The 433-nt window shown below is 63.7% G+C and carries 1 protein-coding gene; it reads left to right on the plus strand.

Features of this window, described 5'->3' with window-relative positions; all coding sequences use genetic code 11:
* Positions 1-14: 14 nt before the first annotated feature.
* The coding region (locus tag RhoFasB10_RS25865; RefSeq protein ID WP_240931476.1) for a response regulator at positions 15-433 on the plus strand (419 nt) is incomplete at its 3' end.

Consider the following 433-nt stretch of genomic DNA (forward strand, 5'->3'; position numbering starts at 1 on the left):
TGCTGGATGTGCACATGCCGGAGATCGATGGTTTCACCCTGGCCGAGCTGATGCGCGGTTCGCACCGCAGCCGCGATGTGCCGATCATCTTCCTGACCGCCTCGCCGGATGATCCGGTGCGTGCCTTCAAGGGCTACGAAACCGGTGCGGTCGATTTCCTGCACAAGCCGGTCGCACCGCAGGTGATCCTGAGAAAGGTCAACGTCTTCATCGAGCTCTACCAGCAGCGCCAGCTGCTGAAGGCGCGCAACGAGGCGCTGGAACGTTCGCTCAAGCTCAACGAGACGATGGCGGCCGTGCTCACCCATGACCTGCGCACGCCGCTGTCGGCGATCCTGCTGTGTGCCGACAAGCTGGCGCTGGAGCTTCCAGAGGACAATGCCGGTGCGCAGCAGACCCTGAAGCACCTGGAAGCCAGCACCCTGCGCATGGC

Origin of the sequence: Rhodococcus sp. B10 (genome assembly GCF_011770055.1) — a bacterium.
Lineage (GTDB): Bacteria > Actinomycetota > Actinomycetes > Mycobacteriales > Mycobacteriaceae > Rhodococcoides > Rhodococcoides kyotonensis_B.